28 protein-coding genes, 1 tRNA gene and 1 riboswitch are annotated in these 25,309 nt (G+C 71.0%); of the genes, 8 read left to right on the top strand and 21 right to left on the bottom strand.

All coding sequences use genetic code 11. The annotated features are described in order from the left end of the window. Positions 1–89: 89 nt before the first annotated feature. Positions 90–512: an Hsp20/alpha crystallin family protein gene (locus ELQ39_RS20065; RefSeq protein ID WP_190000821.1), complete on the bottom strand. Its 423-nt coding sequence runs from the start codon at positions 510–512 to the stop codon at positions 90–92. Between the two features lie 214 nt (positions 513–726). On the opposite strand from ELQ39_RS20065, the gene ELQ39_RS20060 reads away from it, so the two are divergent. After that, the gene (locus ELQ39_RS20060; RefSeq protein WP_019525107.1) at positions 727–1,029 is read left to right on the top strand and encodes a hypothetical protein; all 303 of its coding nucleotides are present in this window, start codon (positions 727–729) and stop codon (positions 1,027–1,029) included. 50 nt (positions 1,030–1,079) lie between these two features. Here ELQ39_RS20060 and ELQ39_RS20055 read toward each other — a convergent pair whose 3' ends face one another. Both ELQ39_RS20055 and ELQ39_RS20050 read right to left on the bottom strand, forming a co-directional pair. After that, positions 1,080–2,558 carry an MFS transporter gene (locus ELQ39_RS20055; RefSeq protein WP_242593168.1) on the bottom strand — a complete coding sequence of 493 codons (1,479 nt, stop codon included), beginning with the start codon at positions 2,556–2,558 and terminating at the stop codon, positions 1,080–1,082. Positions 2,559–2,698: 140 nt separating this feature from the next. Next, positions 2,699–4,045: a DUF445 domain-containing protein gene (locus tag ELQ39_RS20050; protein WP_277994712.1), complete on the bottom strand. Its 1,347-nt coding sequence runs from the start codon at positions 4,043–4,045 to the stop codon at positions 2,699–2,701. A 352-nt stretch (positions 4,046–4,397) separates the two neighbouring features. Here ELQ39_RS20050 and ELQ39_RS20045 point away from each other — a divergent pair, with 352 nt between their 5' ends. After that, positions 4,398–5,792 carry an SGNH/GDSL hydrolase family protein gene (locus ELQ39_RS20045; RefSeq protein ID WP_242593164.1) on the top strand — a complete coding sequence of 465 codons (1,395 nt, stop codon included), beginning with the start codon at positions 4,398–4,400 and terminating at the stop codon, positions 5,790–5,792. Between the two features lie 25 nt (positions 5,793–5,817). Here the strand turns inward: ELQ39_RS20045 and ELQ39_RS20040 are convergent, their stop codons facing one another. From ELQ39_RS20040 to ELQ39_RS20025, 4 genes are read right to left on the bottom strand one after another with little or no spacing between them, the layout of a single operon-like run. Beyond that, positions 5,818–6,666 (bottom strand): DUF1707 SHOCT-like domain-containing protein, encoded by an 849-nt coding sequence (locus ELQ39_RS20040; protein ID WP_190000825.1) that lies wholly within the window; start codon positions 6,664–6,666, stop codon positions 5,818–5,820. A gap of 34 nt (positions 6,667–6,700) precedes the next feature. After that, positions 6,701–7,720, bottom strand: coding sequence for an ABC transporter ATP-binding protein (locus tag ELQ39_RS20035; protein WP_242593162.1), 1,020 nt, complete (start codon positions 7,718–7,720; stop codon positions 6,701–6,703). 8 nt (positions 7,721–7,728) lie between these two features. Continuing rightward, positions 7,729–8,550: an ABC transporter permease gene (locus ELQ39_RS20030; RefSeq protein ID WP_242593160.1), complete on the bottom strand. Its 822-nt coding sequence runs from the start codon at positions 8,548–8,550 to the stop codon at positions 7,729–7,731. Continuing rightward, positions 8,543–9,343 carry an ABC transporter permease gene (locus ELQ39_RS20025; RefSeq protein ID WP_242593158.1) on the bottom strand — a complete coding sequence of 267 codons (801 nt, stop codon included), beginning with the start codon at positions 9,341–9,343 and terminating at the stop codon, positions 8,543–8,545. The genes ELQ39_RS20030 and ELQ39_RS20025 overlap by 8 nt, the downstream gene beginning before the upstream one ends. A 291-nt stretch (positions 9,344–9,634) precedes the next feature. Here ELQ39_RS20025 and ELQ39_RS20020 point away from each other — a divergent pair, with 291 nt between their 5' ends. Further along, the gene (locus ELQ39_RS20020) at positions 9,635–12,172 is read left to right on the top strand and encodes a transglycosylase domain-containing protein (RefSeq protein WP_242593155.1); all 2,538 of its coding nucleotides are present in this window, start codon (positions 9,635–9,637) and stop codon (positions 12,170–12,172) included. Between the two features lie 6 nt (positions 12,173–12,178). On the opposite strand, the gene ELQ39_RS20015 is transcribed toward ELQ39_RS20020, so the two are convergent. From ELQ39_RS20015 to ELQ39_RS20005, 3 genes are all read right to left on the bottom strand, one after another. Beyond that, a complete protein-coding gene (locus ELQ39_RS20015; RefSeq protein WP_006131656.1) occupies positions 12,179–12,499 on the bottom strand; it encodes a DMT family transporter in 321 nt (106 codons plus the stop codon). A 33-nt stretch (positions 12,500–12,532) separates the two neighbouring features. Beyond that, positions 12,533–12,597, bottom strand: a riboswitch (guanidine-III (ykkC-III) riboswitch). 75 nt (positions 12,598–12,672) lie between these two features. Further along, positions 12,673–13,026 (bottom strand): GroES family chaperonin, encoded by a 354-nt coding sequence (locus ELQ39_RS20010; RefSeq protein WP_190000829.1) that lies wholly within the window; start codon positions 13,024–13,026, stop codon positions 12,673–12,675. Positions 13,027–13,089: 63 nt separating this feature from the next. Then, positions 13,090–13,419: a DUF3618 domain-containing protein gene (locus ELQ39_RS20005; protein ID WP_048460539.1), complete on the bottom strand. Its 330-nt coding sequence runs from the start codon at positions 13,417–13,419 to the stop codon at positions 13,090–13,092. Positions 13,420–13,558: 139 nt separating this feature from the next. Here ELQ39_RS20005 and bcp point away from each other — a divergent pair, with 139 nt between their 5' ends. Further along, positions 13,559–14,026, top strand: coding sequence for a thioredoxin-dependent thiol peroxidase (gene bcp, locus ELQ39_RS20000; protein ID WP_190000830.1), 468 nt, complete (start codon positions 13,559–13,561; stop codon positions 14,024–14,026). 173 nt (positions 14,027–14,199) lie between these two features. Continuing rightward, positions 14,200–14,274: transfer RNA gene (locus tag ELQ39_RS19995), tRNA-Leu, on the top strand. 50 nt (positions 14,275–14,324) lie between these two features. Here the strand turns inward: ELQ39_RS19995 and rdgB are convergent. The 4 genes from rdgB to ELQ39_RS19975 all read right to left on the bottom strand — a co-directional run bounded on the left by rdgB (position 14,325) and on the right by ELQ39_RS19975 (position 16,587). Beyond that, a complete protein-coding gene (gene rdgB / locus ELQ39_RS19990) occupies positions 14,325–14,927 on the bottom strand; it encodes an RdgB/HAM1 family non-canonical purine NTP pyrophosphatase (RefSeq protein WP_242593153.1) in 603 nt (200 codons plus the stop codon). Positions 14,928–14,963: 36 nt separating this feature from the next. Further along, positions 14,964–15,362: a hypothetical protein gene (locus ELQ39_RS19985; protein WP_225627916.1), complete on the bottom strand. Its 399-nt coding sequence runs from the start codon at positions 15,360–15,362 to the stop codon at positions 14,964–14,966. 141 nt (positions 15,363–15,503) lie between these two features. Further along, positions 15,504–16,241, bottom strand: a complete 738-nt coding sequence (rph, locus tag ELQ39_RS19980; protein WP_242593151.1) for a ribonuclease PH — start codon at positions 16,239–16,241, stop codon at positions 15,504–15,506. Positions 16,242–16,353: 112 nt separating this feature from the next. After that, positions 16,354–16,587 carry a glucose PTS transporter subunit EIIB gene (locus tag ELQ39_RS19975; RefSeq protein ID WP_006131663.1) on the bottom strand — a complete coding sequence of 78 codons (234 nt, stop codon included), beginning with the start codon at positions 16,585–16,587 and terminating at the stop codon, positions 16,354–16,356. A gap of 184 nt (positions 16,588–16,771) precedes the next feature. On the opposite strand from ELQ39_RS19975, the gene ELQ39_RS19970 reads away from it, so the two are divergent. Then, entirely contained in the window at positions 16,772–18,079 is a 1,308-nt protein-coding gene (locus ELQ39_RS19970; protein WP_242593149.1) for a PTS transporter subunit EIIC, read from the top strand. A gap of 210 nt (positions 18,080–18,289) precedes the next feature. Beyond that, the gene (locus ELQ39_RS19965; RefSeq protein ID WP_048460545.1) at positions 18,290–19,540 is read left to right on the top strand and encodes a PTS transporter subunit EIIC; all 1,251 of its coding nucleotides are present in this window, start codon (positions 18,290–18,292) and stop codon (positions 19,538–19,540) included. Between the two features lie 76 nt (positions 19,541–19,616). Here ELQ39_RS19965 and ELQ39_RS19960 read toward each other — a convergent pair whose 3' ends face one another. Next, positions 19,617–20,369 (bottom strand): MBL fold metallo-hydrolase, encoded by a 753-nt coding sequence (locus ELQ39_RS19960; protein WP_190000835.1) that lies wholly within the window; start codon positions 20,367–20,369, stop codon positions 19,617–19,619. Positions 20,370–20,571: 202 nt separating this feature from the next. On the opposite strand from ELQ39_RS19960, the gene ELQ39_RS32440 reads away from it, so the two are divergent. Continuing rightward, complete coding sequence (locus ELQ39_RS32440; protein WP_267461824.1) at positions 20,572–20,706, top strand: hypothetical protein; 135 nt, start codon at positions 20,572–20,574, stop codon at positions 20,704–20,706. A 66-nt stretch (positions 20,707–20,772) separates the two neighbouring features. Here ELQ39_RS32440 and ELQ39_RS19955 read toward each other — a convergent pair whose 3' ends face one another. The 6 genes from ELQ39_RS19955 to ELQ39_RS19935 all read right to left on the bottom strand — a co-directional run bounded on the left by ELQ39_RS19955 (position 20,773) and on the right by ELQ39_RS19935 (position 25,253). Further along, entirely contained in the window at positions 20,773–21,723 is a 951-nt protein-coding gene (locus tag ELQ39_RS19955) for a PLP-dependent cysteine synthase family protein (RefSeq protein ID WP_190000836.1), read from the bottom strand. A gap of 5 nt (positions 21,724–21,728) precedes the next feature. Next, complete coding sequence (locus tag ELQ39_RS19950) at positions 21,729–22,007, bottom strand: MoaD/ThiS family protein (RefSeq protein WP_019525083.1); 279 nt, start codon at positions 22,005–22,007, stop codon at positions 21,729–21,731. 88 nt (positions 22,008–22,095) lie between these two features. Beyond that, the gene (locus ELQ39_RS32570; protein ID WP_337663017.1) at positions 22,096–22,191 is read right to left on the bottom strand and encodes a putative leader peptide; all 96 of its coding nucleotides are present in this window, start codon (positions 22,189–22,191) and stop codon (positions 22,096–22,098) included. Positions 22,192–22,270: 79 nt separating this feature from the next. Then, the gene (locus ELQ39_RS19945) at positions 22,271–22,693 is read right to left on the bottom strand and encodes a Mov34/MPN/PAD-1 family protein (RefSeq protein WP_189897822.1); all 423 of its coding nucleotides are present in this window, start codon (positions 22,691–22,693) and stop codon (positions 22,271–22,273) included. A gap of 133 nt (positions 22,694–22,826) precedes the next feature. After that, the gene (locus ELQ39_RS19940; RefSeq protein ID WP_190000837.1) at positions 22,827–24,245 is read right to left on the bottom strand and encodes an amino acid permease; all 1,419 of its coding nucleotides are present in this window, start codon (positions 24,243–24,245) and stop codon (positions 22,827–22,829) included. A gap of 402 nt (positions 24,246–24,647) precedes the next feature. Beyond that, positions 24,648–25,253 carry a DUF2017 domain-containing protein gene (locus tag ELQ39_RS19935; RefSeq protein WP_225627924.1) on the bottom strand — a complete coding sequence of 202 codons (606 nt, stop codon included), beginning with the start codon at positions 25,251–25,253 and terminating at the stop codon, positions 24,648–24,650. Positions 25,254–25,309: the final 56 nt, after the last annotated feature.

The following is a 25,309-nucleotide window of genomic DNA, read 5'->3' as shown; positions in this document are numbered from 1 at the left end:
GTGTCGTGTCCCCCACCGGGGGTGTACGGCGCGTGGACGCGTCCCGCGGGAGGGGGTTCCGCGGGACGCGTGGAAGGGGCGCGCGGGTGTCAGCCGACGATCTGCTTGCGGCTGTCGCCGCCCGTGATCTGGATGCGGCGCGGCTTGGCCGCCTCGGCCACCGGGATGCGCAGGGTCAGGACACCCGCGTCGTACTTCGCGTCGATGCGCTCGGTGTCCAGGGTGTCGCCAAGGAACAGCTGCCGGCTGAAGTGGCCGGTCGGACGCTCGGAGACCACCACGTCCGCGTCCTCGGGGGCCGGCGAGCGGCGCTCGGCACGGACGTTCAGGACGTTGCGCTCGACGTCGAGTTCGATGGACTCCGGGTCGATGCCGGGGATGTCGAAGTGGACGATGAAGTCGTCCCCTGCCCGGTAGGCGTCCATCGGCATCGCCGAGGTGCGGGTGGCCGGGCCGAAGGCCTGCCGCGTGAGTCGGTCGAACTCGGCGAACGGGTCGGTACGCATGAGCATCACAGTCCACTCCTCTCCGTGAAGTCGCTTGTGCGATGCCCTACGGATCACTTCCTTATATAACCCACCCGCTGGAAAGTTGACAACCCCCGACTCAGTTTTGCGTGGGCGGTCGCTCCGGGGCTGGTGGGAGGGGGCGCCGCCGGGCGCGTTAGCCTCGGAGATCCGAGGTTTCCGCGCCCCGCGCGGGGCGCAGTGGCAGGAGGCAGCAGGCATGGCGAAGGTTCCCAGTTCGGTCGTGGCCGCGAGCGGGCTCGTCGGCGGGTACGGCGTGGCCCGCTGGACCCGTAAGCGGCAGCTCGGCGGGGTCGTGCTCGCCGCCGCCGGGGTCGCCGCCGCCCAGCAGTGGCGCGAGCGGGCCGGCGGCACGGCGGCCGGTGTGCTGTCGGCGGCGTACGTGGCCGCCTTCGCCGGGTCGCACCCGCTGGCGAAGAAGGTCGGCGCCTGGCCGGCCGTGTTCTCGGTGGCCGGCGCGGTCGCCCTCGCGTCGTGGGCGGTGGCCGACCGGCGAGGCTGAGCCTCCGCCGGCCGCACCCCCGTCGAAGGCGGCCGTCAGGAGCCCGTCCGTCAGGGGCGGGCCACCGCCTGCTGCGGTTCGGCCGCCGACAGCGGCGCCGCGATGTCCTCCAGCGACCGCCGCTCCGCGTTCACCGCGAGCAGCGCCGCGACGACACCCGCCGCGACCATCAGCCCCGCGCCGATCTGGAACGCGAGCACCGTGTCGCCGACCTTGCCGGTGCCGGTCAGCTCGGCGAACAGCAGCGGGCCGCTGATGCCTCCGGCGGCGGTGCCGATCGCGTAGAAGAAGGCGATGGACATGGCCCGGGTCTCCATCGGGAAGATCTCGGAGACCGTGAGGTAGGCGCTGGACGCGCCGGCGGAGGCGAAGAACAGCACCACGCACCAGCACGCCGTCATCGTCGCCGCGGTGAGCGAGCCGCGGTCGAACAGCCACGCCGTGCCGAACAGCAGCGCGCCGGACAGCACGTAGGTGCCGGAGATCATGATGCGGCGGCCGACCGTGTCGAACAGCTTGCCGAGCAGCAGCGGGCCGAGGAAGTTGCCGGCCGCGATGACCGCGAAGTAGTAGCCGGTGTTCCCGGACGGCACGTCGAAGAACTGCGTGAGGATCGCCCCGAAGCCGAACGTGATCGCGTTGTAGAGGAACGCCTGCCCGATGAACAGGGCGAAGCCGAGGGTGGAGCGCCTGCGGTAGCGGCCGAAGACCGTCCGGGCGATCTCGGTGAACGTGGTGCGGCTGCGCTGGTGGATCGTCATCTCGCCGTCGGCGGCCGGCAGTTCCTTGCCGCCGTCGGCCGTGACGCGTTCCTCGATGCCGGCGACGATCCGCTCGGCCTCCTCGTCCCGGCCGTGGATCAGCAGCCAGCGCGGGCTCTCCGGGACGTGCCGCCGTACGAGCAGGATGGCCAGGGAGAGGACCGCGCCCAGGGCGAAGGTGAGGCGCCAGCCGACGTCCGCCGGGAAGATCGAGGTGTTCAGGGCGACGATCGACAGCAGCGCGCCGGCGACCGCGCCGAGCCAGTAACTGCCGTTGATGAGCAGGTCCACGCGGCCCCGGTACTGCGCCGGGATCAGCTCGTCGATCGCGGAGTTGATGGCCGCGTACTCGCCGCCGATGCCGAAGCCGGTGAGGAAGCGGAAGAGGAAGAACCACCAGGTGTCGAAGGACAGGGCGGTCATCGCCGTCGCGCCCAGATAGACGGCCAGGGTGATCAGGAACAGCTTCTTGCGGCCGTAGATGTCGGTGAGCCGGCCCCAGAAGAGGGCGCCCAGGCAGGCGCCCGTGACGTAGAGGGCGGCGGAGATGCCGGTGACCTCGCCGGAGGTGATGGGCAGTCCGCTGCCGGGCTCCGACAGACGGGCCGCGATGTTCCCGACGACGGTGACTTCCATCCCGTCGAGGATCCATACGGTGCCGAGGCCGATGACGACGGACCAGTGCCAGCGGGACCACGGCAGGCGGTCCAGGCGGGCGGGGATTCTGGTGGTGATGGTGCGTCCGGTCCCGGACTGCGCGGTGGCCATGGGCTCCCTCCTCGACGAAGTGAACCTCGTGTGCCCCGCGCCGGCCGCTTTCACGCCCGGCCGGTCCGCGGCCGGTACGGCCCCGGACGCCTCAGGGGCCGGACGCCTCAGGGGCCGGACCGCGCGACGCCTCTGCCTCCCTACGCCCCCAGCGCCCGTGACACCGTGTAGATCAGCAGGCCCGCGAGCGAGCCGACCACCGTGCCGTTGATGCGGATGAACTGCAGGTCGCGGCCGATGTTGGCCTCGATCTTCTTCGTCGTGTGCTCCGCGTCCCAGCTCGCCACCGTGTCCGTGATCAGCGAGGTGATCTCCTTGCGGTAGGTGGTCACCACGTACACCGCGGCGCTCTCCAGCCAGCCGTCGACCTTGCCCTGGAGCTTCGGCTCGAGCGACATGCGGGCGCCCAGCGACAGCAGCGACGCCCGCAGCCGCAGCCGCAGTTCGCTGCGCTCGTCCTCCGCCGCCGAGACGATCATGCCCCGTACGGCCGTCCAGGCGGACGCGATCAGGTCCTGCACCTCGCTGCGGCCCAGGATGTCGCCCTTGAGTCGCTCCACGCGCGCGCGGGTGTCGGTGTCGGACTGGAGGTCGGTCGCGAAGTCCGTGAGGAAGCGGTCCAGGGCTCCGCGCGCCGGGTGGCTCGGCATGTCCCGCATCTCGGTGACGAAGCGCAGCAGCTCCTTGTAGACGCGCTCGCCGACCTTGCGGTCCACGAACTTGGGCGTCCAGCCTGGGGCGCCGCCGTGCACCGCGTCCATCACGGCGTCGCTGTGCAGCACGAGCCAGTCGTGGGCGCGGGTGACGACGACGTCCACCGCGCGTTTGTGGGCGCCGTCGGCCACGATCCGCTCCAGCATCTTGCCCATGCCGGGCGCGACCTCCTGGGCGTTGGCCCGGCGCGTGATCGCCTCCCCGACGACCGCCTGCACGTCCGAGTCGCGCAGCACGGTCAGCGCGCCGCGCAGGGCCGCCGACGCCTCGGCGGTGACGCGGTCGGCATGCTCGGGGACGGAGAGCCAGGCGCCGAGTCGTGCGCCGATGCCGACGGCGCGGAGGCGTCGGCGCACGACGTCCTCCGAGAGGAAGTTCTCCCCGACGAAGTCGCCGAGGGCCGTGCCGAGCTGGTCCTTCTTGGTGGGGATGATCGCCGTGTGCGGGATGGGCAGGCCCAGCGGGTGCCGGAAGAGCGCGGTGACGGCGAACCAGTCGGCCAGCGCGCCCACCATGCCCGCCTCCGCCGCCGCGGCCACGTACCCCGCCCAGGCGCCGGCGCCCTGGTGGGAGGCCCACTCGGCGAGGACGTACACGAGGGCGACGAACAGCAGCAGGCCGGTCGCCGTGAGCTTCATCCGGCGCACCCCGCGCTGCTTCTCCTCGTCCGCGGGGCTGAACGTCGTCATCGCGCGGTTCGTGGCGGCACCGGTGCGGGCATGCTGCCCGGCGGCGTCCCGGTCCTCGGTGTCTGCCGTATCAGTCCGTTCCATCCGCTCCACCCGTTCGGTGATCTCTCACACATTGTCCCTTCCTGACCGACTCCTGGAACGGAACAGGAGTTCCCGGCGTCTGTCCGTGGGGGGATCGTCCAGGGACGTCACCTAGAGGTACCCCGGGCCGGCCGGGACACCCCGGGCCACGCGGACCGACCACCCGAAGGCCCGCACGGGGCCCGTCCCCGCGGCCGGTCCCAGGTCACGCCCGGTCCTGTCCCGGGCCCGTCCGGGTCCGCCCGGACGATCTTCGGCCGCGTCCCGCACCCGGCCTCCCCCGCCCTGACCCACCATGGTGCGACGGACGGAGCCCCGAGCGGCTCCCGCTTCCCGAGGAGAACGGAACAGCATGACCCGTGACGGGGACACGGCGGTGGGGCCGCGCACACCGCAGCCCCCCGCCCCGCAGGGGCGGCCCGGACGGTACGCGGCGTTGCTGGCCGCGGTGCTCGCGGCCGTGCTCGCCGTGTCCGCCGTGATCTTCGTCGGGGTGTCCGCCGACGGCCTGCGCGGGCGGGACACCCCGGCCCGGGAGGGCGGCGGGGCCGGGAACCCCGTCGCGCCCGCCTCCGCCGGGACCTGGGTCACCGCCTGGGCGACCGCGCCCGGCGGCGGCGAGCCCGGCACGGAGACCGCGGGGCTCGCCGGCCGGTCCGTGCGCAACGTCGTCCACACCACCGCCGGCGGCACCCGCGCCCGTGTCACCCTGTCCAACCTCTACGGCCGCGCCCCGCTCACCCTCACGCACGCGTCGATCGCCGTCTCCGCCGGCCCGGACACCGCCGCCGCGCTCGCCGGCACCATGCGGCCCCTCACCTTCGCCGGCAACCCGTCGGTCGTCGTCCCGGCGGGCGGACAGGTGGTCAGCGACGCCGTGCGCGTCCCGATCCCGCGCGACGCGCACGCGCTGATCAGCACGTACTCCCCCGTCCCCTCGGGCCCGGTGACGTACCACAAGCACGCCCGGCAGATCTCGTGGGTCGCCGAGGGCGAGCACACCCGCGACAGCACCGGGGCCGCCTACAACGGGAAGAGCACCGTATGGCGGTACGTCACCGCGCTGGACGTGTTCAGCGACGACTCCGAGGGCACGGTCGTCGTCCTCGGTGACTCCCTCACCGACGGCATCACCGCCACCGTCGGCGCCGACGCCCGCTGGCCCGACGTGCTGTCCGGCCGGCTGCGCTCGGCCCTCGCCTCCGGCCGGGACCTCCCCCGCTACAGCGTCGTCAACCTCGGGCTCAGCGGGAACCGCGTCCTCGCCGACGGGCCCGGCCGGCCGCCGCGCAACCCCAGCGCGCCGCGCCGCTTCGACCGGGACGTGCTGGGCCGCGCGAACGTCCGGGTCGTGGTCGTCGCGCTCGGCGTCAACGACATCCTCCGCGCGCCGGACACCGCCGACCCGGAGCGGATCCTGCGCGGGCTGACGGCCCTGGCCGAGCGGGCGCACGCACGGGGGATCAAGGTCGTCGGGGCGACGCTGATGCCGTACCGCGGGCACCACGGCTGGACCCCGTACGGCGAGGACGTACGGCAGCGGGTCAACGAGGAGATCCGCGACGGCGGGGTGTTCGACGAGGTCGTGGACTTCGACGAGGCGGTGCGGGACGGGTACGACCCCCGCCGCTTCCGGGCCGGCTACGACTCCGGGGACGGACTGCACCCCAGTGACGACGGCTACGCGCGCATGGCGCAGACGTTCGAGCTGAAGGCGCTGAAGGGCGGGGCGCCGGCCCGGCTGTGACCGGCGCCGGGACCGGTGAGCGCGGTCAGCGTTCCCCGGGCCGCCGCTCCCGCTCCTGGTGCGGGCCGTGCAGATTCAGCGGGTCGTGCGGACGCCGCGACTCCTCCAGTTCCCGGATGTGCCGCTCGGCGCTGTCCAGATGCTCCCGCCGCTGCCGCTCGGCTCGCTCCAGGTGCTCCCGCCGCCGCTCCTCCTTGAGCGCCTGCTTCTCCCGCCGCCGTTCCTCGCGCAGCCGCTGCCGCTCGGCGCGCGGCAGCTTGCGCTGCACGCCGACGCCGCCCCAGAAGGCGAGCCCGGTGACGATCACGCGCGGGGCGCCCGGCTCGGGCGGCACGCCCTCCTCACGGTGGTCGAAGCCGCCCATGATGCCGACGCCGCGCACCACGACCTCCACGCCCGGCGGCACGATCACATCGACGCCGCCCATGATCGCGACGGCGTTGACGACGACCTCACGGTCCGCGAAGTTCGCCTCGCGCAGGTCGATCTCGCCGCCACCCCAGAAGGCGAAGCAGTTGAACCGCCGGGGCGCCGTCCACCGGCCCTTGCGCTGGAAGCCGCTCATCACGGCGACCGCCCAGGTCGACGTCCCCGACTCGTCCCCGCCGACGATCCGGTCCGCCCAACCGCCGCCCGTCGCCGGGTCCTTCGTCAGCGACACGGAGGGCGCGACCGCCGTGCCCGACGCGGGCAGGTCACGGGTGAGGGGGGCCAGTTCCCCGTAGGTGCGCGCCTGGTAGGTGGCGTCCAGCCGCTCCTCGAACTCCTCCATGTCCAGGCGGCCCTCGGCGAGGGCGTCCCGGAGGACTTCGGCGACCCGTTCACGGTCGGCGTCGGAGGCGCGGAGGTCCGGGGCGGGTGCGTCGTCGGTCATACCCAGCAGCCTACGAGTTGTCCCCGTCACACGGCTACGAGGACCGCGTGGGCGCCCGCCCGGCCCGCTCCGCGTACATCCGCGCGATGACCGCCTCGATGTCCGGTTCCCGCACCGACAGGTCGACGAGCGGGTAGCGCTCGGCGATCCGCGTCACCAGCCCGGCCGCCGGCTCCGACGCGGGGAACGCCACCCACTGCCGGGGCCCGTCCACCCGCACCACCCGCGCGGGAGCGGGCACCTCCACCGGCGGGCACTCCCGCTCCAGGTCCACCACCAGCGTCCGCTCGCCCTCCCCCACCTCGTGCAGACCGGCGAGCGCCCCGTCGTACACCAGCCGGCCGTGGTCGATGACCATCACACGGGAGCAGACCTGCTCGATGTCCTGGAGGTCGTGCGTGGTCAGCAGGACGGTCGTGGAGCGCTCGGCGTTCACCTGCCGCAGGAACTCCCGCACCCGGGTCTTGGAGACGACGTCCAGGCCGATCGTCGGCTCGTCCAGGTACAGCACCTCCGGGTCGTGCAGCAGCGCCGCCGCGATGTCCCCGCGCATCCGCTGCCCCAGCGACAGCTGCCGCACCGGCACCTCCAGCAGATCACCCAGGTCGAGCAGTTCGACCAGCCGCGCGAGGTTCTCCCGGTAGCGGGCGTCGGGGATGCGGTACATGCGGTGCATCAGCTTGTACGAGTCGATCAGCGGCAGGTCCCACCACAGGGTGGTGCGCTGCCCGAACACCACCCCGATGCGGTGCGCCAGCCGGGTCCGCTCCCGCGACGGATCGATCCCGGCGACCCGCAGCCGGCCGCCGCTCGGCGTGAGGATGCCGGTCAGCATCTTGATCGTCGTCGACTTCCCGGCGCCGTTCGGCCCGATGTAGCCGACCATCTCGCCGCGCCCCACCGTGAAGGAGATCGAGTCCACGGCGCGCACCTGGTGCCGCTCCCGCCGCAGCAGCCCCTTGCGCCGGCGCACGTCGAAGACCTTCTCGACCCGGTCCAGCTCGATGAACGCCTCCGGTCCGGCCCCGGGACCCGGTTCCACTGTCGTGTGCATCGGCCCTCTCAACTCCCCACGCTCCTGTACGACCTGAGCCCCATCCGCCACACCAGCCCCGCGAGCACACAGCACCCCGCCGCCACCAGCGGCGACACGAACGCCGTCCACCCCGGCAGCGCCAGCGGGTACGGGCGCCCCAGCACGTGCGCGGCGGGCACCCAGTTGACGAAGGCCAGCGGCAGCACGAACGTCACCCCGCGCACCAGGTCCTTGCCGAACACCGCCGGCGGATACTGCAGCATCGTCGTCCCGCCGTACGTGAACGCGTTCTGCACCTCCGCCGCGTCCTGCGCGTAGATCTGGAACGCCGCGCCCGCCACGAACAACGCCACGAAGATCGCCGCACCCGCGAGCACCATCAACGGCACCAGCAGCACCCGCGACACCGTCCAGTCGATGTCCGCCGCCACCAGCGCCCAGCCCAGCACCGCCCCGCCCTGCACGGCCCGCCCCAGCCGGCGCACCGAGAAGCGGTCCCCGCCGACCTGCGCCAGCACCGGAACGGGCCGCACCAGCAGCACGTCGAAGGAACCGTCCCGGATCCGTGACCCCAGCTGCGGCATCGAACCCGCCGCCAGATGCGCGATCCCGAACGACGTCACCGACGCCCCGTACAGGAACGCCACCTCCGGCAGCGACCAGCCGGCCAGGGAGTCGACGTGCGAGAACATCAGCAGGATCCCCACGAAGTCCAGGCCCGTCATCACCAGGTTCCCGAACAGCGTGAACACGAAGGACGCCCGGTAGGTCATCCCGGACCGCACCCACATCCCGGCGATCATCCGGTAGGCCCGCAGCCCCTCCAGCACCGCGCCGCGCTCAGCCACCCTGCACCACCACCCGGCGCGTGGCCGCCGACTGCACCAGCCGGCCCGCCGCCAGCAGCACCACCGCCCACACCGCCTGGAACGCCAGCGCCCCCGCCGCGCCCGTCTCCCCCATCAGCACGTCCGCCGGCACCTGAAGCTGCGCCGCCCACGGCAGCGCCCGCGCGACCTCGCCGAACCCTCCGGGAAAGACGTTCAGCGGCAGCACCATGCCCGAGAAGAACACCCCGAGGATCATCATCGCCTGGTTGACGCCCGTACCGTCCAGCAGCCAGAACACACTCAGCGCCACCAGATAGCGGATCGCGAAACTCACCACCGCCGCCAGCGCCAGCGCCACGCCGAAGGACGCCCACACGTCGAACCGCGTGGGCAGCGCCGTCGGGAAGAACAGCCCGCCCACCAGGAACGGCACCACACCCCGCCCCAGCAGCTGGAACACCCCCCGCCCCAGGTCGCTCGCCAGCCACCACAGCTGCAGATCCGCCGGCCGGTAGAGGTCCACCGCGATGTCACCGGTGCGGATCCGCTCCATCAGCTCCTGCTCGACACCGCCGCCCTGCAGCGCCAGCGCCGCGAACAGGCACTGCCCCAGCCACACGTACGTCACCGCCTGCGCCTGGTCGTACCCGCCGAGGTGCGGACGCTCGTCCCACAGGGCCAGATACGTGTAGACGAGGATCAGCCCGAACACCGTGTTGGTGAACACACCGGCCGCGGTCGCCGCCCGGTACGACGCGTACCGCCGGAAGCCCCGGGCCGCCACGGCCAGGTACAACCGTGCCGAACCCACCTCTTCCTCCCCTTTCCGCCGCGGACACCGAAGCGCAGGAGCCTAGTCCGCGAGGCAGATGAGCCGCCACGGGTTTTCCGGCCCGTCCTCCGGTCAGGTGAACACCCGGCGCGGCCGTACGGGCGGGAAGCCGCAGGGCGCGCGAGGCGCGTCGCCGCCCGGCGAAGGCGGCGACGGATGCGACAGTCTTCAATAAGAGGCACGCACCAGGCGTACGCGCACACACGACGCGTACGCCTACGCATGAGGCGTACGGGAACGAACAAGGCGAATCAGGAGTCCGTGCACGACATGAGCGACGAGCCGCAGCCGAAGAAGCCCCGCCCGGGGTGGGCATCGCACGAGCCTCAGGCGGCCGACGCCCCGCGGGGGAGGAACGGCGGCGAGGCCCACGACGCCGGCGGCGCACCGGACGACCCACGGACGGACGAAGCCGCCCTCCCACGAACGGATGAATCCGACGGGGACAGCGGGACCGGCCCCGCTCCCGCGAGAACCGGCGCCTCCGCGAAGAAGGCCGCCCGGGAGAAACGCCGCGCCGCCCTCAAGGCCCGCCGCACCGGCTGGCGTCGCCTCGTCCCCACCTGGCGCATGACCCTCGGCGCGTTCCTCGTCACCGCACTGCTCGTCGTCGGCGGCTTCCTCCTCGGCTACGCCCTCGTCCAGATCCCCGCCGCCAACGCCCTCGCCACCCAGCAGGCCAACGTCTACCTCTATGCCGACGGCTCCGTCATCGCCCGCGACGGCGAGGTCAACCGGGAGAACGTCACGCTCTCCCAGATCTCCGAGGACGCCCAGCACGCCGTCCTCGCCGCCGAGGACCGCGACTTCTACACCGAGTCCGCCGTCGACCCCCAGGCCATGGTCCGCGGCGCGTGGAACACCGTCACCGGCAAGGGCAAGCAGTCCGGCTCCACCATCACCCAGCAGTACGTGAAGAACTACTACCTGCGCCAGGAGCAGACCGTCACCCGCAAGGTGAAGGAGTTCTTCATCGCCATCAAGCTGGACCGCAACCAGTCCAAGGACGAGATCCTCGAGGGCTACCTCAACACCAGCTTCTTCGGCCGCGGCGCCTACGGCATCCAGGCCGCCGCCCACGCCTACTACGACATGGACGCCTCCGAACTCGACGCCGGACGCGCCGCCTACCTCGCCGCCCTCGTCAACGCCCCCAGCCAGTACGACGTGATCGCCCACCCCGAGAACCGGGCCTTCGTCGAGAAGCGCTGGAACTACGTCCTCGACGGCATGGTCGACGAAGGCTGGCTCGACCCGGCCGAACGCGCCCGCCTCACCTTCCCCGTGCCCAAGCGGACCACCCACTCCACCGGCATGTCCGGGCAGCGCGGCTACATCGTCAACGTCGTCAAGCAGCACCTCACCGACAACAAGATCGTCGACGAGGCCTCCCTCGACACCGGCGGCTACCGCATCACCACCACCCTGCAGAAGAGCAAGCAGGACGCCTTCGTCGAGTCCGTCAACGACAACCTCATGGACCGCCTCGACCAGGAGAACCGCAAGGTCGACACCTACGTCCGCGCCGGCGGCGCCTCCGTCGAACCCAAGACCGGCAAGGTCGTGGCGATGTACAACGGCATCGACTACGTCAAGCAGTACACCCCCAACGCCACCCGCCGGGACTTCCAGGTCGGCTCCTCCTTCAAGCCGTTCGTCTTCACCGCCGCCGTCGAGAACGGCTCCCGCACCCAGGACGGCCGCCGCATCACCCCGGGCACCCGCTACGACGGCACCAGCGAACGCCCCGTCCAGGGCTGGGCCGGCCCCCGCTACGCGCCCGAGAACGAGGACCACGAGGACTACGGCGACATCACCGTCGCCGAGGCCACCGACAAGTCCGTCAACGCCGTCTACGCCCAGATGGCCGTCGACGTCGGCCCCGACAAGGTCCGCCAGACCGCCGTCGACCTCGGACTCTCCCCCGACACCCCCGACCTCGACGGCGCCGGACCCTCCATCGCCCTCGGCGTCGCCAACGCCAGCGTCCTCGACATGGCGCAGGCGTACGCGACCCTCGCCAACCACGGCAAGCACACCCCGTACACCCTCGTCGAGAAGGTCACCCACAACGGCCGCGACGTCGCCCTCCCCGACCGGCGCACCCGGCAGGCCGTCAGCCGCGAGGCCGCCGACACCACCACGTCCGTCCTCAAGGGCGTCGTCGAGAAGGGCACCGCCACCGCCGCACAGACCTCCGGACGCCCCGCCGCCGGCAAGACAGGCACCGCCGAGGAGGACACCGCCGCCTGGTTCGCCGGCTACACCCCCGAGCTCGCCACCGTCGTCGCCGTCATGGGCCAGGACCCCGTCACCGCCGGCCACAAGTCCCTCTACGGCGCCATGGGCCTGCCCCGCGTCAACGGCGGCGGCGCCCCCGCCGAGATCTGGGGCCAGTACACCCGCGACGCCCTCGACGGCGAACCCGTCAGCTCCTTCAGCCTGCGGCTCCAGCCCGGCGCCGACGAGAGCCAGCCCCCCGCCCCCGACTCCAGCGGCGGACCGTCCTCCTCCGGCGACCCCTCCTCCGCCTCCGCCGCCCCCGACGACGAGGACACCGACAGCGGCGCTCCCGAGGACAGCGGGAGCAGCAGCGACGACGACGGCACGGAGAGCGAAGAGCAGGACTCCACCGGCGGCACCACCACCGGCTCCCCCACCGGCGGCACCGGCGACGGCGGCGGCACCGGCACGGGCGGCGCCGGGGACACCACCGGCGGCGGCAGCACCGACGACGGCTCCAACCGCGACGAACTCCCCGGCCCCGGCGGACTCAGCGGCGCCCTCGACGGACGCCGCTGGAACTAGTCGCCCCTAGTGACCCGAGGTCGCCTTCAGCCCCACCACGGCCACCAGCAGCAGACAGATGAAGAAGATCCGGGCGGCGGTCACCGGCTCCCCCAGCACCGCCATGCCCAGCACCGCCGCCCCGGCCGCGCCGATCCCCACCCACACGCCGTACGCCGTCCCGATCGGCAGCGTCCGCGCCGCGTACGACAGCAGCAGCATGCTCGTCACGATGCCGGCGCCCGTCAGCACGCTCGGCCACAGACGGGTGAAACCGTCCGTGTACTTCATGCCGACCGACCAGCCGACCTCCAGCAGACCGGCGACCACCAGCAGAACCCAGGCCATGACGGCACCTCCGGGACACGACAGCGAAACGGGGGTGCGTCGTCTTTGCCTTCACCCCGGTACGGCGCGTCTCGTCGGGGCCCGCGCGGCGGGACCGCACAGGACCTCCCACCGTAGCCGACCACACGAAAAGGGCCGGTGACACCCGTCACCGGCCCTCCGAACAACGGGAACTACAGGTACAGCCCGGTCGAGTCCTCCGACCCCTCGAAACGGTCCGCGGCCACGGCGTGCAGATCACGTTCCCGCATCAGCACGTACGCCGTCCCGCGCACCTCGACCTCCGCACGGTCCTCCGGGTCGAACAACACCCGGTCACCGGGCTCCACCGTCCGCACGTTCTGACCCACCGCGACCACCTCGGCCCAGGCCAGCCGACGGCCCACCGCCGCCGTCGCGGGAATCAGAATGCCGCCCCCCGAACGCCGCTCACCCTCACCGGTCTCCTGCCGCACGAGCACACGGTCGTGCAGCATCCGGATCGGCAGCTTGTCGTGCTGGGAACTGTCGTTTCTGTTGGCGCTCACAGCCTGAAACCTACCTGCCTCGACAACGGGCGCACTCGGGAGGGGGACCGTCGGACCCTCACCTCAGCGGCGCCGCTTACGGGTACCCAGGGCCAGCAGCCCCACGACTCCCACCACCAGCAGCCCCACCGGGACCACCCGCTCCAGCCGCGGCGACCCCGTCTCGTCCACGAACTGCGCCTTCACATCGCTCACCACACGGTTGACGCCCACATAGGCGCGCCCCAGCGTGTGGTCCACGTTCGACACGACCCTTGCCTTCGCGTCCCCCACGATCGTCTTCGGGTGCACCCGCACCCCGATCTCGTCCAGGGTCTCCGCCAGCACCGCACGGCGACGCGCGATGTCCGCCTCGATCTGCGCCGGGGTCCTGGTGTCCGCCGTGTCCGCCACCGTGTCGCCTCCACGATCCGCTGTGTTGCCTGTGCCGGACAGTCTGTCAGCTTCAGGCCGCGCCGCACTGTCAGGACCCCCGGTTACCCTCGATCCCGGCACCCGATCCACGCAGTGCACGTAAGAGGAGACGAGACCGATGAGCGCACGCCTGACGCCCGGGGACGAGGCCCCCGCCTTCACCCTGCCCGACGCCGACGGCAACGAGGTGTCGCTGGCCGACCACAAGGGCCGCAAGGTCATCGTCTACTTCTACCCGGCGGCGCTGACGCCCGGCTGCACCAAGCAGGCGTGCGACTTCACCGACAACCTCGACGTGCTGGCCGAGGCGGGGTACGACGTGATCGGCATCTCCCCGGACGCCCCGGAGAAGCTCGCCAAGTTCCGCGAGAAGGAGAACCTGAAGGTCACCCTGCTCGCCGACCCGGACAAGAAGGTCCTGGACGCCTACGGCGCGTACGGCGAGAAGAAGAACTACGGCAAGACGTACATGGGCGTCATCCGCTCCACGATCGTCGTCGACGAGGAGGGCAAGGTCGAACACGCCCTCTACAACGTCCGCGCGACGGGCCACGTCGCCAAGATCATCAAGGACTTGGGCATCTGACCCGGCCGCCCTTTTCGCAACGGCCTGCACCGGTGCGCCGGTGCAGGCCGTTCCGCTTTCCGTACGTGACCGTCCGATATCCGGATCGTCCCAACTGCCACGCGATCACCGCCACGTGGTGCCGAGGAGGCCGACGAACCCGGGGCGACGCCCAGTAGAGTAAGCACCGCTGCGGGCCCGTACCCCAGCTGGCAAGAGGGCGCCGGTTTAGGTCCGGTGTGTCGTGGGTTCGAGTCCCACCGGGCCCACAGGGAGCAGAGGCTCGCCACCGCGATGGTGTCGAGCCTCTTCCGTGTCTTCAGCCCAGCAGCTCCCGCACCACCGGTACCAGCCCCCGGAACGCCTTCCCCCGGTGGCTGATCGCGTTCTTCTCCTCCGGGGTCAGCTCCGCGCACGTGCGTGTCTCGCCCTCGGGCTGGAGGATCGGGTCGTAGCCGAAGCCGTTGGTGCCGGCGGGGGTGTGGCGGAGGGTGCCGTTGAGGCGGCCCTCGACGACCCGCTCCGTGCCGTCCGGCAACGCGAGGGCCGCCGCGCACGCGAAGTACGCCCCGCGGTGTTCGTCGGCGATGTCGGAGAGCTGGGCGAGGAGGAGGTCGAGGTTGGCCTTGTCGTCGCCGTGGCGGCCGGACCAGCGGGCGGAGAAGATGCCGGGGGCGCCGCCGAGCACGTCGACGCAGAGGCCGGAGTCGTCGGCGACGGCGGGCAGGCCGGTGGCCCGGGCGAGGGCGTGGGCCTTGAGGAGGGCGTTCTCGGCGAAGGTGACGCCGGTCTCCTTGACGTCGGGGACGGCGGGGTAGGCGTCGGCGCCGACGAGTTCGTGCGGCAGGCCCGCGTCGGCGAGGATCGAGCGGAGCTCGGTGATCTTTCCGGCGTTGCGGGTGGCGAGGATCAGGCGGGTCATGGGCCCAGTATCCCTGGGCCGTGACGCGGCCTGTCGTTACGGGGTGCAGACCTTGGTGAGTTCGCCGGCGGCGTCGGTGACGGGGCCGATGTCGGGGGTCGTGTCGCCGTTCCTGACGGAGGTGCGGACGTTGTCGACGGCCTTGTCGAGGTCGTCGACGGCCTTGGAGACGTCGGCGTTGTCGGTCTTGTCGCCGATCTCGGTGAGGTTCTTGTCGATGGAGTCGAGGGATTCCTCGAGCTGGGTGACGTCGTTGCCCGCGTTCTCCACGGCCTGCTGCATGTCGGTGACGCTGTCGGCGATGGCGTCGGCGGTCTGGACGCAGTCCAGGGCCTTGTCGACGGCGTCGCAGCCGGTGGTGAGTCCGGCGGTCAGCGCGACGGCCGCCAGGGTGGCGGCGACGGCTGCGGTGCGGCGTCGGCGGCTCGATGCCATGGATCGTTCCCTCCTTCGTCGGGCCGGTGGGGCCCGGTGTGTCGGCGGGGCGCGCGGGGGGTGCCCGTGCGCCCGTAACCCTTCAGACGCGGCGGCGGTCGGCGCGGTTGCTCGCGCCGACCACGGGTCTTGGGGTGCCCTTTACCTTTCGAGGAGGGTATCGAGTGCGGTGCGCTGTGCGGCGGCGAGTTGGGTGCATCCGGTGACGGCGAGGTCGAGGAGGGCGTTGAGCTCGTCGCGGGCGAAGGGTTCGGCCTCGGCGGTGCCCTGGACCTCGACGAAGCGGCCGTCGCCGGTGCAGACGACGTTCATGTCGGTGTCGGCGCGGACGTCCTCCTCGTAGCAGAGGTCGAGGAGGGGCACGCCGGCGACGATGCCGACGGAGACGGCGGCGACGGTGCCGGTGAGGGGTTTGCGGCCGGGCTTGACGAGTTTCCTGGCCTGGGCCCAGCCGATGGCGTCGGCGAGGGCGACGTAGGCGCCGGTGATGGCGGCGGTGCGGGTGCCGCCGTCGGCCTGGAGGACGTCGCAGTCGAGGACGACGGTGTTCTCGCCGAGGGCCTTGTAGTCGATGACGGCGCGCAGGGAGCGGCCGATGAGGCGGCTGATCTCGTGGGTGCGGCCGCCGATGCGGCCGCGGACGGATTCGCGGTCGCCGCGGGTGTTGGTGGCGCGGGGGAGCATGGCGTATTCGGCGGTGACCCAGCCCTCGCCGCTGCCCTTGCGCCAGCGGGGGACGCCTTCGGTGACGGAGGCGGTGCAGAGGACCTTGGTGTCGCCGAAGGAGACGAGGACGGAGCCTTCGGCGTGTTTGCTCCAGCCGCGGTCGATGGTGACGGGGCGGAGCTGTTCGGGGGTGCGGCCGTCGATGCGAGACATGGCGTCGAGCCTAGCCGTAGACACGGCGGGGCCCTTCCCCGTGCTGGGGGAAGGGCCCGGGTGCGGTGGCGGCCGGTGGGGCCGCGGCGCGCGCGTCAGGTGGTGCGGTCGTTCACATCATGTCTTCGATCTCGGCGGCGATGGGGTCGGCGTCGGTGCCGATGACGACCTGGATGGCGCTGCCCATCTTGACGACGCCGTGGGCGCCGGCGGCCTTGAGGGCGGCGTCGTCGACCTTGGACGGGTCCACGACCTCGGTGCGGAGGCGGGTGATGCAGCCCTCGACCTCTTCGATGTTGTCGATGCCGCCGAGCCCGGCAACGATCTTCTCAGCCTTGGTGGCCATGTTCGTTCTCCCTGATCCGAACCGCTTTGTCGCAGTAACCCACAGTTGGCCCATCTTTGCGAGCGGTCATGTCGTGGGCGCTCGATGATGGGCGTCACGACAGCGGAACCGTCCTGCCTCACTGGTCTACACCACCGGGTGGACTGCCGCCAAACCCTCAGGGTCGTCCAGCGAAGGGGACTTGATGAGTACCGAGAGCCCCGCGGGTGCCGGCGCGGGGGTGAGCCCGCTGCGGGAGCGCTGGCACCGGTTGTTCCAGGGTCTGCAGAAGATGGGGCGGAGTCTGCAGCTGCCGATCGCGGTGCTGCCGGCGGCGGGCATCCTCAACCGGCTGGGGCAGCCGGACGTGTTCGGGGACGACGGGCTGGGGTGGACGAACGTCTCGAAGGTGATGGCGGGGGCGGGCGGGGCCCTGCTGGACGGTTCGCTGGGGCTGCCGCTGCTGTTCTGTGTGGGTGTGGCCATCGGGATGGCGAAGAAGGCGGACGGGTCGACGGCGCTGGCGGCGGTGGCGGGGTTCCTCGTCTACTTCAATGTGCTGCGGCAGTTCCCGAAGGACTGTCCGGAGGGTTCCGAGGCGGTACCGAACGTCGGCTGTCAGCTGGCGGACGGGACGGTGACGGCGTTCGACTACCAGAATCCGGGGGTGTTCGGCGGCATCGTCATCGGTCTGACGGCGGCGTATCTGTGGCAACGGTTCCACCGGACGAAGCTGGTGGACTGGCTGGGCTTCTTCAACGGGCGGCGGCTGGTGCCGATCATCATGGCGTTCGCGGCGATCGTGTTCGCGTCGCTGTGCCTGTGGGTGTGGCCGCCGATCGGTGACGCACTGGAGAGTTTCAGCGACTGGATGACGGGGCTCGGCGCGTGGGGTGCGGGCGTGTTCGGGGTCGCGAACCGGGCGTTGCTGGTGATCGGGCTGCACCAGTTCCTGAACGTGCCCATCTGGTTCCAGTTCGGTACGTACACGAAGCCGGACGGGACGGTGGTGCACGGTGACATCAACATGTTCCTGGCGGGCGACCCGGATGCGGGGCAGTTCCTGTCGGGGTTCTTCCCGATCATGATGTTCGCGCTGCCGGCGGCGGCGCTGGCGATCACGCACTGCGCGCGGCCGGACCGGCGCAAGGAGATCGGCGGACTGATGCTGTCGGTGGCGCTGACGTCGTTCGTCACGGGGATCACGGAGCCGATCGAGTACTCGTTCCTGTTCGTGGCGCCGCTGCTGTACGCGGTGCACGCGGTGCTGACGGGTGTGTCGATGGCGGTCACGTGGGGCCTTGGTGTGCACGACGGGTTCAGTTTCTCGGCGGGTCTGATCGACTACGTCATCAACTGGAACCTGGCGACGAAACCGTGGCTGATCATCCCCATCGGGCTGGTGTTCGCGGCGGTGTACTACGCGGTGTTCCGTTTCGCGATCACGAAGTTCGACCTGAAGACTCCGGGGCGGGAGCCGGAGGAGGAGGTGGAGGACGCGACGCGGCGCTGATCTCCTAGGCTGGAGGCGGCTGTCCCAGCCCTCGGGACCTCGAGTTCCGGGGGCTTTTCGGTGTGCCCGTGAAGGGGTCTGGCCGGCGCTTCCGCAAAGGCACCGTGCGTAGTTCCACGGTCGCTGATTCGCGGGTTCCTTACGTGGCCTTCATCGTGCTACAACAGGTCTACACCACTAGTGGTGTAGACCACCACCGATGGAGGAAGTATGAGCACCGCCACCGACTCGGCGGCCCCCGCAAAGAAGCGGGGATCCGGCCTCTTCCAGGGCCTGCAGAAGGTCGGCCGCAGCCTTCAGCTCCCGATCGCCGTCCTGCCGGCGGCGGGCATTCTGCTGCGCCTCGGCCAGCCGGACGTGTTCGGCGCGGACGGCCTTGGCTGGGACAAGGTCGCGGCCGTCTTCGCCACCGCGGGTGGCGCCATCTTCGACAACCTGCCGATGCTGTTCTGCATCGGCGTTGCCATCGGCTTCGCCAAGAAGGCCGACGGCTCGACCGCCCTCGCCGCGCTCGTCGGCTTCCTGGTCTACAGCAACGTCCTGAAGGCCTTCCCGGTCACCGAGGCCAAGGTGCAGGACGGCGCGGACATAGCCGCGACGTACAACAACCCGGGTGTCCTCGGCGGCATCCTGATGGGTCTGCTGGCCGCGGTGCTGTGGCAGCGGTACCACCGCAAGAGGCTGGTCGACTGGCTCGGCTTCTTCAACGGCCGCCGCCTCGTCCCGATCATCATGGCCTTCGTCGGCACCCTCGTGGGCGTCTTCTTCGGCCTGGTCTGGGAGCCGATCGGCAACCTCATCTCCGACGCCGGCGAGTGGATCACCGGTCTGGGCGCCGCGGGCGCGGGTCTGTTCGGTCTGATCAACCGCGCGCTGATCCCCATCGGCATGCACCAGTTCGTGAACACCGTCTCCTGGTTCCAGATCGGTGACTTCACCAACGCGGCGGGCGAGGTCGTCCACGGCGACCTGAACCGCTTCTTCGCCGGTGACCCGGACGCCGGCCAGTTCATGTCGGGCTTCTTCCCGATCATGATGTTCGGTCTGCCGGCCGCCGCGCTCGCCATCGCGCACGCCGCCCGGCCCGAGCGCCGCAAGGCCGTGCTGGGCATGATGCTCTCGCTCGCGCTGACCTCGTTCGTGACCGGTGTGACCGAGCCGATCGAGTTCGCGTTCATGTTCATCGCCCCGGCGCTGTACGTGATCCACGCGGTGCTGACCGCGCTGTCCATGGCGATCACCTGGGCGCTCGGTGTGCACGCCGGCTTCACCTTCTCGGCGGGCTTCATCGACTACGCCCTGAACTGGAACCTGGCGACCAAGCCCTGGCTGATCATCCCGATCGGCCTGGTGTTCGCGGTGATCTACTACGTGCTCTTCCGCTTCGCCATCACCAAGTTCGACCTGCCCACCCCGGGACGTGAGCCCGAGGAGGAGCTGGAGGACACCACCAAGGCGTGACGCCTCCTCGTACGACGCCGAAGGCCCCGGAACCGGCTCGGTTCCGGGGCCTTCGGCGTGCGCGGGGCTGCCGCGCTCAGATCTCGTACGTCGCCCCCGGCGCCGCCAGCCCCACCGGGCCGTCGTACACCGCGCGCGCGTCGGTGAGGTTGACCTGCGGGTCGGTCCACGGCGGGATGTGCGTGAGGATCAGCCGGCGGGCCCCGGCGCGGGCCGCGGACTCGCCCGCCTCACGGCCGTTGAGGTGCAGGTCCGGGATGCTCTCCTTGCCGTGCGTGAAGGCGGCCTCGCACAGGAAGAGGTCGGCGTCCCGGGCGAGGTCGTCGAGGAGCGGGGTCGCCCCCGTGTCGCCGGAGTAGGTCAGCGTCTTCCCGCCGTGCTCGATGCGGATGCCGTACGCCTCGACCGGGTGCGCGACGCGCTCGGTGTGCACGAGGAACGGGCCGATCTCGAAGGTGGACGGCTTGACCGTGTGGAAGTCGAAGACCTCGCTCATGGAGGAGGCCGAGGGGGTGTCGGCGTAGGCCGTCGTCAGCCGGTGCTCGGTGCCCTCGGGACCGTAGACCGGCAGCGGGGCGCAGCGGCCGCCGTCGTGCCGGTAGTAACGCGCCACGAAGTAGGCGCACATGTCGATGCAGTGGTCGGCGTGCAGATGGCTGAGGAAGATCGCGTCGAGGTCGTAGAGACCGCAGTGGCGCTGCAGCTCGCCCAGGGCGCCGTTGCCCATGTCGAGGAGCAGCCGGAAGCCGTCGGCCTCGACGAGGTAGCTCGAGCAGGCCGATTCCGCGGACGGGAACGACCCCGAGCAGCCGACGACGGTGAGCTTCATGAAGCAGAAACCTCCGCTGGCGGGTGGGAGAAGACGGGGGTCGTGCGGTTCGTCGAGCGTAAGGCGCAAAACCTGCGGTCGCTCCTCCACCAGGCGCCGTTGTGGGCGAACTCACCTGTGCTGTCACCGGTTCGGCTGGAAGGGGCGCGTGCCGGGGCGGGAGGGGGCGCGCGTCCTCGGTCCGCGCCGGTACGGTCTGGTCATGAACACGGCCTGGTGGCTCGCACTCGCCGCGGTGGTCCTGCTCGCCCTGGTCACCGCCCTCGTCGACGGCTGGGGCAGAGGCCACCGTCCCCGCAGAGACCGTCGCCGGGGAAAGGAGGGGGAGACGGAGTGAGTCCGCCCCGGACAGCGGAAGGGCCGGGGAGTGTGTCCCCGGCCCCGGCACGTCACGCGTGACGGACTACGCCCAGAGCTGCCCCTGCAGGGTCTCGATGGCTTCTTCCGTCGTCGGCGCCGTGTAGACACCCGTCGACAGGTACTTCCAGCCGCCGTCGGCGACGACGAAGACGACGTCGGCGGACTCGCCGGCCTTGAGTGCCTTGTTCGCGACGCCGATCGCCGCGTGCAGGGCGGCGCCGGTGGAGACGCCCGCGAAGATGCCCTCCTGCTGGAGGAGTTCGCGGGTGCGGGTGACCGCGTCGGCGGAGCCGACGGAGAAGCGGGTGGTGAGGACGGACGCGTCGTACAGCTCCGGCACGAAGCCCTCGTCGAGGTTGCGCAGGCCGTAGACCAGGTCGTCGTAGCGCGGCTCGGCGGCGACGATCCTCACGTCGGGCTTGTGCTCGCGCAGGTAGCGGCCGACGCCCATCAGGGTGCCCGTGGTGCCGAGGCCGGCGACGAAGTGCGTGACGGACGGGAGGTCCGCGAGGATCTCCGGGCCGGTGGTCGCGTAGTGGGCGCCCGCGTTGTCCGGGTTGCCGTACTGGTAGAGCATCACCCAGTCCGGGTGCTCGGCGGACAGCTCCTTGGCGACGCGCACGGCGGTGTTGGAGCCGCCCGCGGCCGGCGAGGAGATGATCTCCGCGCCCCACATGCCGAGCAGGTCGCGCCGCTCCTGCGAGGTGTTCTCGGGCATCACGCACACCATGCGGTAGCCCTTGAGCTTCGCGGCCATGGCGAGGGAGATGCCGGTGTTGCCGGACGTCGGCTCGAGGATCGTGCAGCCCGGGGTGAGACGGCCGTCCTTCTCCGCCTGCTCGATCATGAACAGCGCGGGGCGGTCCTTGACGGAACCCGTGGGGTTGCGGTCCTCCAGCTTGGCCCAGATGCGGACGTCGGCGGACGGCGACAGCCGCGGCAGGCGCACCAGGGGGGTGTTGCCCACCGCGGCCAGCGGGGAGTCGTACCGCATGCGGATCAGGCCATGCCGCCGGCGACGGCCGGCAGGATCGTCACGTTGTCGCCGTCGCTCAGCTTGGTGTTGATGCCGTCGAGGAAGCGGACGTCCTCGTCGTTGAGGTAGACGTTGACGAACCGGCGCAGCTGGTCGCCGTCCACGATGCGGGCCTGGATGCCCGAATGCCGGGTCTCGAGGTCGGCGAAGAGCTCGGCGAGGGTGTCCCCGTTGCCCTCCACCGCCTTCTGACCGTCGGTGTACTGGCGGAGGATGGTGGGGATGCGGACCTCGATGGCCATGGCTGAGGGCTCCTGTCGGAAGGTGTCGTGGGTTCGTCGTAGGCGCACGGCGGCGCCGCGGCTCACGGCCGCAGGCGGCGGCGGAACGTCAACAGATGGCGCTGTTCAGCCTGCACAGGTCGACGTGGAGCCGCGCCACGAGCAGCATGCCCGGCGCCTTGTCGCCCACGTCGAGGAGAACCATGCACTCATCGTATCGATTCCCCGGCGGGATCCCGGAGGGTGATCCCACATCCCGGACGTGAACCATCCGCCATGCGGGATCAGTACGCGTCGACGACCCGTACCTCCTCCTCGGTGACCTCGCCCTCCACGATGCGGAAGGAGCGGAACTGGAAGTCGCCGGCGCCGTCGGTGTCGGCGGTGGAGACCAGCACGTAGTGGGCGCCGGGCTCGTTGGCGTAGGTGATGTCGGTGCGCGAGGGGTAGGCCTCGGTCGCGGTGTGCGAGTGGTAGATGACCACCGGCTCCTCGTCGCGGTCGTCCATCTCCCGGTACAGCTTCAGCAGGTCCTGGGAGTCGAACTCGTAGAACGTGGGCGAGCGGGCCGCGTTCAGCATGGGGATGAAACGCTCGGGGCGGCCGGAGCCCACCGGGCCCGCCACCACGCCGCACGCCTCGTCGGGGTGGTCCTCGCGGGCGTGCGCGACGATCTGGTCGTAGAGGGCCTGGGTGATGGTCAGCATGGGCTCAGGATAAGCAGACGGGCCGTTCCGTACCGAGGGGTGGTACGGAACGGCCCGGATGCCGGACGCCTTGAGCGGATGGCGGCGGGGAACCCCACGAGTGCTCCCCGTGCGCCGGCGTCCTTCGGGGTGGTCAGCCGACCTTCTCGAACCGGTCCTCGTCGCGGTCCGCGATCGCCGGGTTGCCCTTCTTGAGCACGGTCCAGCCGATGCCCAGGGCGACAGCCCAGCCGGCCGCGACGTAGAGACAGACACGGGCGTCCGCGTCCGCCGCGATCATGCCGGTGACGCCGATCAGGAAGACCAGGGCGACCCAGCTGAACAGGGCGCCGCCGGGGGCGGGGAAGGACGAGGCGCGCAGCCGGCCGGCGTCGACGGCGCGGCGGTAGCGGATGTGGCTGACGAGGATCATCATCCAGGTCCAGATGCCGGCCGCGGTGGCGACGGAGGTGACGTAGAGGAACGCCTTCTCCGGGACGACGTAGTTCAGGACCACGCCGATGCCCATGAGGGCGACGGAGACCGTGATGCCGACGGCGGGCGTCTTGCGGGCGTTGAGCTTGCCGAAGGCCTGCGGCGCCTCGCTGTTGGAGGCCAGGTCGCGCAGCATCCGGCCGGTGGAGTACATGCCCGAGTTGCAGGACGACAGGGCCGCGGTGAGCACGACGAAGTTGACGATGCCCGCGGCGAGCGGGATGCCGATCTTGCCGAAGGCGTGCACGAAGGGGCTCTCGCCTGCGGAGAACTCGGTCCACTTGACGACGGAGAGGATCACCAGCAGGGCGCCGACGTAGAAGACGATGATGCGCCAGGGCAGGGTGTTGATGGCCTTGGGCAGCGTCTTCTCGGGGTTCTCGGACTCGCCCGCGGTGACGCCGACGAGCTCGACGGCGAGGTAGGCGAACATGACGCCCTGGAGGGTCATCAGGCTGGAGCCGATGCCGTTGGGGAAGAAGCCGTCGTGCGACCAGAGGTTGGAGACGGTGGCGGTGTCACCGGCGTCGGAGAAGCCGAGGGTGAGCACGCCGAGTCCGATGACGATCATGCCGATGATGGCGGTGACCTTGATCATCGAGAACCAGAACTCGACCTCGCCGAAGATCTTGACGGAGATCAGGTTCACGCCGAACAGCACGACGAGGAAGACCAGGGCGCTGACCCACTGCGGGATCTCGGGGAACCAGAAGTGGATGTAGATGGCGGCGGCCGTCAGCTCGGCCATGCCCGTGACCACCCACATCAGCCAGTACGTCCAGCCGGTGACGAAGCCGAAGAACGGGCCGAGGAACTCGCGGGCGTACTCGGCGAAGGAGCCGGAGACGGGACGGTAGAGGAGGAGCTCTCCCAGGGCCCGCATGATGAAGAAGATGACCACGCCCGCGAGGGCGTACATGAGGATGATGCTGGGGCCGGCCTTGGCGATGTTCGCCCCGGCGCCCATGAAGAGGCCGACGCCGATGGCGCCGCCGATCGCGATCATCTGGACCTGGCGGCTGCCGAGTCCGCGCTCGTACCCCTCTTCAGGGGCTTCGGTGACCTTCGCAGAGGTCATGTGTCGTGCGCCTTTCTCCATGCCGACCCGGGCCGTCTCTCGGCCGCGGATCGGGTCTCGATCCCCCCGGACTGATGGAGCTGAGCGGACGCGCGGGCCCGCTCGTGCCTGGCCGGCGGTGACCGGCTCGGTGGCGCACCCGGCCGAACGTTCGGGTGGCGTTCGCCGGGCGGTCGTGAAGGTCTATCACGGCCGCCATACTGATCACAGGGGGGCGCTGTGGCGCGCCTCACAGGAAGAAGCGGACAAAAGGCACCTGAAGGGCCCATAGGTGGCGGTCATTTGACGCGATCGTTATCCGGATTTGAGCGTCCTCTGAGCGAACACGTCGGCGGACTTTTCCGGACATTCAGGCCGCATGTCCGGCATGCCGCCCGGGGGCGGACGGCGCGCCCGGCGGACTCACGGCATGAGCGTCGAGACGAGCGTCTCCTGAAGACCGCCCAGCCAGAGGTACGCCATCACCATCGGCTTGCGCGGGTCCTCGTCCGGAAGGCGGAACAGCAGGTCGCTGTCGTCCTCGTCGGTGATCTCCAGCCGGGCGCCGATCGCCAGGCGCAGATCGTTCAGCGCGCCGAGCCAGCGCAGGGACTCCTCCGGCGTCAGCTCGAGCACCGTCTCGCCCTCGCCGGCCGCCGCCCTCAGCCCGTCCAGGGAGCGGATCACCGCCAGCGCGTTCTCCCGCTTGCCGGCCCGCAGGTCGTTCTCCGTGTAGCGGCGGAACTCGGCGGAGTGGGCCCGCTGCTCCTCGGCCTCCTCGGGCCGCTCGGTCCCCTCCGGGTCGACGTAGGCGTCGGGGAAGAGACGGCGCAGCACCGGGTCGGAGGGCGGCTCGCTGGGGCCGTCGGCGAAGAGCTCCGCGAGCGGGTCGCCGCCGGACTCCTCGGCCGGGCCGGGGCCGATGATCTCCATCAGCTGCACGGCGAGCGAGCGGATGATGGAGATCTCGACGTCGTCGAGGGCGACGGCCGCGCCGCCGCCGGGGAGCGGTTCGAAGTGTCCTGGCATAGGGGCGGTTCGCTGCTTCCGGTCCTGCGGGCGGGGTCGGGCCACGTCCGGTGCGG

Source organism: Streptomyces sp. GB4-14 (assembly GCF_022696125.1).
GTDB lineage: Bacteria > Actinomycetota > Actinomycetes > Streptomycetales > Streptomycetaceae > Streptomyces > Streptomyces werraensis.
The sequence above is the reverse complement of the archived record's forward strand: the minus strand, read 5'-3'. Positions and strand labels throughout refer to the sequence as shown.

Coding starts and splice junctions, on each gene's coding strand:
- ELQ39_RS20065 (WP_190000821.1), bottom strand. CDS start 512: ATGCTCATGCGTACCGACCCGTTCGCCGAGTTCGACCGACTCACGCGG.
- ELQ39_RS20060 (WP_019525107.1), top strand. CDS start 727: ATGGCGAAGGTTCCCAGTTCGGTCGTGGCCGCGAGCGGGCTCGTCGGC.
- ELQ39_RS20055 (WP_242593168.1), bottom strand. CDS start 2,558: ATGGCCACCGCGCAGTCCGGGACCGGACGCACCATCACCACCAGAATC.
- ELQ39_RS20050 (WP_277994712.1), bottom strand. CDS start 4,045: ATGGAACGGACTGATACGGCAGACACCGAGGACCGGGACGCCGCCGGG.
- ELQ39_RS20045 (WP_242593164.1), top strand. CDS start 4,398: ATGACCCGTGACGGGGACACGGCGGTGGGGCCGCGCACACCGCAGCCC.
- ELQ39_RS20040 (WP_190000825.1), bottom strand. CDS start 6,666: ATGACCGACGACGCACCCGCCCCGGACCTCCGCGCCTCCGACGCCGAC.
- ELQ39_RS20035 (WP_242593162.1), bottom strand. CDS start 7,720: ATGCACACGACAGTGGAACCGGGTCCCGGGGCCGGACCGGAGGCGTTC.
- ELQ39_RS20020 (WP_242593155.1), top strand. CDS start 9,635: ATGAGCGACGAGCCGCAGCCGAAGAAGCCCCGCCCGGGGTGGGCATCG.
- ELQ39_RS20015 (WP_006131656.1), bottom strand. CDS start 12,499: ATGGCCTGGGTTCTGCTGGTGGTCGCCGGTCTGCTGGAGGTCGGCTGG.
- bcp (WP_190000830.1), top strand. CDS start 13,559: ATGAGCGCACGCCTGACGCCCGGGGACGAGGCCCCCGCCTTCACCCTG.
- rdgB (WP_242593153.1), bottom strand. CDS start 14,927: ATGACCCGCCTGATCCTCGCCACCCGCAACGCCGGAAAGATCACCGAG.
- ELQ39_RS19985 (WP_225627916.1), bottom strand. CDS start 15,362: ATGGCATCGAGCCGCCGACGCCGCACCGCAGCCGTCGCCGCCACCCTG.
- rph (WP_242593151.1), bottom strand. CDS start 16,241: ATGTCTCGCATCGACGGCCGCACCCCCGAACAGCTCCGCCCCGTCACC.
- ELQ39_RS19975 (WP_006131663.1), bottom strand. CDS start 16,587: ATGGCCACCAAGGCTGAGAAGATCGTTGCCGGGCTCGGCGGCATCGAC.
- ELQ39_RS19970 (WP_242593149.1), top strand. CDS start 16,772: ATGAGTACCGAGAGCCCCGCGGGTGCCGGCGCGGGGGTGAGCCCGCTG.
- ELQ39_RS19965 (WP_048460545.1), top strand. CDS start 18,290: ATGAGCACCGCCACCGACTCGGCGGCCCCCGCAAAGAAGCGGGGATCC.
- ELQ39_RS19960 (WP_190000835.1), bottom strand. CDS start 20,369: ATGAAGCTCACCGTCGTCGGCTGCTCGGGGTCGTTCCCGTCCGCGGAA.
- ELQ39_RS32440 (WP_267461824.1), top strand. CDS start 20,572: ATGAACACGGCCTGGTGGCTCGCACTCGCCGCGGTGGTCCTGCTCGCC.
- ELQ39_RS19955 (WP_190000836.1), bottom strand. CDS start 21,723: ATGCGGTACGACTCCCCGCTGGCCGCGGTGGGCAACACCCCCCTGGTG.
- ELQ39_RS19950 (WP_019525083.1), bottom strand. CDS start 22,007: ATGGCCATCGAGGTCCGCATCCCCACCATCCTCCGCCAGTACACCGAC.
- ELQ39_RS32570 (WP_337663017.1), bottom strand. CDS start 22,191: ATGGTTCTCCTCGACGTGGGCGACAAGGCGCCGGGCATGCTGCTCGTG.
- ELQ39_RS19945 (WP_189897822.1), bottom strand. CDS start 22,693: ATGCTGACCATCACCCAGGCCCTCTACGACCAGATCGTCGCGCACGCC.
- ELQ39_RS19940 (WP_190000837.1), bottom strand. CDS start 24,245: ATGACCTCTGCGAAGGTCACCGAAGCCCCTGAAGAGGGGTACGAGCGC.
- ELQ39_RS19935 (WP_225627924.1), bottom strand. CDS start 25,253: ATGCCAGGACACTTCGAACCGCTCCCCGGCGGCGGCGCGGCCGTCGCC.